The sequence below is a fragment of the Halomonas sp. KX33721 genome (assembly GCF_001596805.1).
GTDB classification, from domain to species: domain Bacteria; phylum Pseudomonadota; class Gammaproteobacteria; order Pseudomonadales; family Halomonadaceae; genus Vreelandella; species Vreelandella aquamarina.
The window spans coordinates 1-4,950 of sequence record NZ_LVIA01000054.1 but is presented as its reverse complement, the minus strand read 5'-3'; the positions used below and the strand labels follow the sequence as shown (position 1 = coordinate 4,950).

Here is a 4,950-nt window from a genome sequence, read left to right as displayed (position 1 = left end):
CCACCAGTAGACGTAACGCTGGTCTGCCAGGTCGCGCTTCTGCCAGTCGGTATGCTCGTCCTCCCACTGCTTCTTGAGACGCGACACGGTGTTGGCCGAGAGTCCCTTGGCCTGGTCACCCAGCAGGGCCGACAGGGCCTCCTGGTAGTCGCCGGTAGAGACTCCCTTCAGGTAGAGCCAGGGGATCAGCTCCTCGATGCTGCGGGCCCGCTTCAGGTAGGGCGGCAACAGCGCGCTGCTGAAGGTCACCCCGTCGCCACTGCGGTCACGGACGCGGGGCACCTTGATCTCGACGTCGCCGATACCGGTTTGCACGGTGCGCTCCGGCAGGTAGCCGTTGCGGACCACGGCCTGGCGTCCATCGTCGAGCCGCTGATCGGCATACTGCGCCAGAAAGGTGGCCAACTCGGCCTCCACGGCCTTGGCGATCAGGTCTCGGGCCCCTTTGCGCAGCAGCTCATGCAACGGATCAGTAGCGCCGGTGTCTGGCTGCGTCACGGCTTGGAGAGTAGAATTGCTCATGGCGTATCCGTCCTATGTTGGTTGTGATCTGGCGAGATCAATCAACAGGATACGCCACCCTCTCTACTGCCCTCCATACACAAGAACTGAGCTTAACTCTAGTACAACCACTGGTAGGTAAGCGCTAGCGGTCCCCGCCTGAAAAGCATTGACAACGGCTAGCAAGCCCGCTTAACGCGTGATAGACTACGCCATCCTCTCAGACAAGACCCGTGAGCGGGCAGCTATCAGACTGCTCGTTACACTATTTGGCAGTGTTGAAAACCCTGCTAGATCAATTGGTTGTTACGGAAATGTCGTGATTTGGCAACTGCCAGCCGACAAACACATAGTAAATTCGTTGCCGTTTTTAGGCAGCCCTTATTCTCCAAGGAGATACCTGTGGCGAACAGCAAGCAAGCACGCAAGCGCGCCCGCCAGGCCGAGACTCGTCGCGTCCTGAAATCCAGCCAGCGCAGCATGGTCCGCACCTACATCAAGCGTGTGATCAAAGCGATTAACACCGGCGACCATGGCAAAGCGATGGAAGAGTTCAAGGTAATGCAGCCGGTCGTTGACCGTATTGCTGATAAAGACGTTCTTTCTAAGAAGAAAGCTGCACGTCTGAAAAGCCGCTTGAACAAGCGCATTAAGGCTCTGGCGGCGTAAGCCGGCAGGCGCCATAAAAAAACCGGCTGCGGCCGGTTTTTTTGTGCCTGAACGTCGCCTACCGGGCGATATGTGCATCTCTATTTAGCCTGTAGGGAATAACCTGATGAGCGCCGATACACCACAGCATGCCAATATGCCGCCACCACGCCGAGGACTGATGCGTTCGGGGTTAGTGGTCAGCGCGATGACCATGCTCTCCCGGGTGATGGGGTTGGTGCGCGATGTGGTCGTGGCAACGTTTTTGGGCGCAGGCAATGGCTCGGATGCCTTTTTTGTGGCGTTTAAAATTCCCAATTTTCTGCGCCGTTTATTTGCAGAAGGGGCGTTTAACCAGGCGTTTGTGCCGGTGCTCTCGGAGTACTCCACCCAGCGCACCAAGCAGGAGATCCGTGAACTGCTGAATGCGGTAGCGGGGAGCCTAACCGCGCTGCTGGCGCTAATCACCGCGTTGGCGATGCTGGGCGCGCCCTGGCTGGTATGGCTGTTTGCCCCTGGCTTTGGACGCGACCCTGATAAACTCGCGATGACCGCCGATATGCTGCGGCTCACCTTTCCCTACCTGCTGCTCATTTCGCTCACCGCGTTCTCAGGCAGCGTGCTGAACACTTGGAACCGCTTTGCAGTGCCCGCATTTACACCGGTGCTGCTGAATATTTCGCTGATCGGCGCGGCGCTGTTTTTGATGCCCCTGATGGAAGAGCCCGCTATGGCGCTGGCGTGGGGCGTGCTGATTGCCGGGGCGGCTCAGCTTGCGTTTCAGGTGCCGTTTTTGCTGCGTTTAGGGCTTTTGCCCACCCCATGGCCTAACTTCGCCCACGATGGCGTGAAGCGCATTTTAAAGCTGATGGTGCCGGCTTTGTTTGGGGTCTCGGTATCCCAGATCAACCTGCTGTTGGATACGGTGCTGGCATCGCTGTTGGCCGCAGGCAGCGTTTCATGGCTCTACTACTCTGACCGTTTGGTAGAGCTGCCGCTTGGCGTGTTTGGTGTGGCGATTGGCACCATTATTCTGCCAGCGCTTTCCAAACGTCATGCGGAGCAGTCCACCGAGCACTTTTCCGCCATGTTGGATTGGGCGATCCGCGTGGTGCTGCTGTTGGGCGTGCCCGCTGCCCTGGCGCTGGCGGTACTGGCCGAGCCGTTTTTGATTACCCTGTTTCACTACGGGGCGATGACCGATAACGATATTCAGATGGCGGCCATGAGCCTGCGCGCCTATGCCTTTGGGCTGGTGGCCTTTATGCTGATCAAAGTGCTAGCGCCTGGCTTCTTCGCCCGCCAGGACACCAAAACACCGGTGAAGGTGGGCATTATCGCCATGGTCGCGAACATGGTATTCAACCTACTGCTGATTTGGCCGCTGGCCCACGCGGGCTTGGCGTTGGCCACTGCGCTATCTGCATTTTTAAACGCGGGGCTGTTGGGGTATCTGCTTTACCGCCAGCAGGTGCTGGTGTTTCAGCCGGGTTGGGGGCGTTACGCGGTGCAGTTAGTCGGCGGCAGCGTGCTGATGAGCGTGGCGCTTATGTTAGTCTCACCTGATTGGCAGGTGTGGTTAGAGTTTGGGCTATGGCAGCGCGTCCGCTGGGTGGCCGGGCTAGTAGTGCTCGGGGGCGGGCTCTACTTTATCTGGTTAACGGCGCTTGGCCTGCGGCTTCGCCACTTTAAAATGAACGGCTAGGAAAGGGGCAGGCGCGTGAGCGCTATTATCTTCTTCTGCACCAGAGCAGCGCGTTCGTTATAATCAAACGCTTTGAAAACGGCCAACGGCCTTAAAACGGAAAACGCTTTTAAAACAAGCTTTTAAAAAAGAGGTGCCATGCACGTCATTCGAGGTCTGCACAATCTGACAGCGTCCCATCGTGGCTGCGTGGCGACCATTGGTAATTTCGATGGCGTGCATCGCGGCCATCAGGCGATTCTACAGCAGTGCCGCGAGCACGCTGCGCGCCTGAACGTACCGCTGACCGTGGTGGTGTTTGAGCCTCAGCCCCGCGAGTTTTTTGCCGGAGACCAAGCGCCGCCGCGCTTAACGCGCCTGCGGGAAAAAGTGCGCCTGCTGCGCGACCACGGTGCCGAGCAGGTGCTGTGCCTGCCGTTTAACGATGCCTTGCGCAGCCTCACCGGTCGCGAGTTTATCGATCAGGTGTTGATTGATGGGCTGGGCGTTAAGCATCTAGTGGTGGGCGACGACTTCCGTTTTGGCTGTGATCGCCGTGGCGACTTCAGTCTGTTAGAAGCCGTGGGGCGCACTCATGGCTTTGGCGTAGAGCATACTCGCACCTTCAAAGTCGATGACGAGCGGGTATCGAGCACCCGAGTGCGTACGCTGCTGGCCAGCGGTAACTTTGAAGTGGCCGCCCGCCTGTTGGGCAGGCCTTATTCGCTGCATGGCCGCGTGGTGCGCGACCAGCAGTTGGGGCGCACCATTGGTGTACCGACCGCGAACCTACCGCTATTGCCCCAGCCGCTGACGCTACGGGGGGTGTTTGCGGTGGTGGCCGAATTGGCGAATGGCGAGCGGCACCCCGCCGTAGCGAACGTCGGCTTTCGGCCTACGGTGGGGTCTAAACGCCCTACGCTGGAAGTGCACCTGCTGGATTTTTCTGGCGATCTGTATGACCAACGGCTAACGGTTTACCCCTGCGCACGGCTGCGAGGGGAAGTGAAGTTTGACGATTTTGACGCGCTAAAAGCACAGATTCACCAGGACCAAGCCAAGGCGCGCCGCTACTTTGCAACCGCCGACGCTGATCTAACGACCTCTCTTCCGCTGGCCTCGGCCCCGCTTGGGCGTGAGACCGCTTCTTCTGATTTCACTTCGGCGGATGACGCCGCCGATACTAACGACGGCTGACCGGACTATGGACTATAAGCACACGCTAAACCTGCCAGAAACCGACTTTCCTATGCGCGGCATGCTGCCGAAGCAGGAGCCAGGGCGTGTTTCCCAGTGGCAGGATATGAACCTATACCAGCGCCTGCGCGAAGCCCGTGCGGGTGCGCCGCTGTTTGTACTGCACGATGGCCCTCCCTACGCCAACGGCAGTATCCATATCGGTCACGCCGTTAATAAAATTCTCAAAGATATTATCGTTAAGTCCAAAAACCTGGCGGGCTTTGATGCGCCCTACGTGCCGGGTTGGGACTGCCACGGCCTGCCCATTGAGCACAAGGTCGAAACCACCCACGGCAAGCACCTTCCGGCGGATAAAGCCCGTGAGCTGTGCCGTGAGTACGCCGGTGCCCAAATCGAAACCCAGCTGGTGGACTTTGTGCGCCTGGGTATCATCGGTGACTGGGATCATCCATATCGCTCCATGGATTACGCCAACGAAGCGGGCGAGATCCGCGCGCTGGCGGATATGGTCGAGGCGGGCTACGTCTTTAAAGGCCTGAAGCCAGTGAACTGGTGCTTTGACTGCGGCTCGGCTTTGGCGGAAGCGGAAGTCGAGTACGCCGACAAAAAATCCGATGCCATCGACGTTGCCTTCCCCGTGGCAGACGCCGACAAGCTGGCGGCTGCGTTTGGTTTAAGCGAGCTGGCCAAGCCCGCCGCCGTGGTGATCTGGACCACCACGCCGTGGACCATTCCCGCCAACCAGGCGCTGAATGTTCACCCCGATTTCACCTACGCGCTGGTAGACACCGGCGAGCGCCTACTGCTGTTAGCCGAAGAGCTGGTTGAGAGCTGCTTAGAGCGCTTTGGTCTCCAGGGTGAAGTAGTGGCTACCACACAAGGTAAACAGCTTGATCTGATCAACTTCCGCCACCCGT

General features: G+C 58.7%; 5 protein-coding genes. 4 read left to right on the top strand and 1 reads right to left on the bottom strand.

What is annotated here, in order from left to right; all coding sequences use genetic code 11:
• Positions 1 to 522 (bottom strand): transposase (locus A3220_RS15840; RefSeq protein ID WP_174524475.1); only part of this gene is annotated, 522 nt, incomplete at its 3' end.
• A gap of 381 nt (positions 523 to 903) precedes the next feature.
• On the opposite strand from A3220_RS15840, the gene rpsT reads away from it, so the two are divergent.
• From rpsT to A3220_RS15820, 4 genes are all read left to right on the top strand, one after another.
• Entirely contained in the window at positions 904 to 1,170 is a 267-nt protein-coding gene (rpsT, locus tag A3220_RS15835; protein WP_016916025.1) for a 30S ribosomal protein S20, read from the top strand.
• Positions 1,171 to 1,276: 106 nt separating this feature from the next.
• The gene (gene murJ / locus A3220_RS15830) at positions 1,277 to 2,854 is read left to right on the top strand and encodes a murein biosynthesis integral membrane protein MurJ (RefSeq protein ID WP_062375871.1); all 1,578 of its coding nucleotides are present in this window, start codon (positions 1,277 to 1,279) and stop codon (positions 2,852 to 2,854) included.
• 138 nt (positions 2,855 to 2,992) lie between these two features.
• A complete protein-coding gene (gene ribF / locus A3220_RS15825; RefSeq protein WP_044630332.1) occupies positions 2,993 to 4,030 on the top strand; it encodes a bifunctional riboflavin kinase/FAD synthetase in 1,038 nt (345 codons plus the stop codon).
• Between the two features lie 7 nt (positions 4,031 to 4,037).
• Positions 4,038 to 4,950, top strand: a 913-nt coding sequence (locus A3220_RS15820) for a class I tRNA ligase family protein (RefSeq protein WP_174524474.1), incomplete at its 3' end; no start/stop codon positions are given.

Bases quoted from the DNA above. Each gene is read 5' to 3' on its own strand.
- murJ (WP_062375871.1), top strand. From the start codon at position 1,277: ATGAGCGCCGATACACCACAGCATGCCAATATGCCGCCACCACGCCGA.
- ribF (WP_044630332.1), top strand. From the start codon at position 2,993: ATGCACGTCATTCGAGGTCTGCACAATCTGACAGCGTCCCATCGTGGC.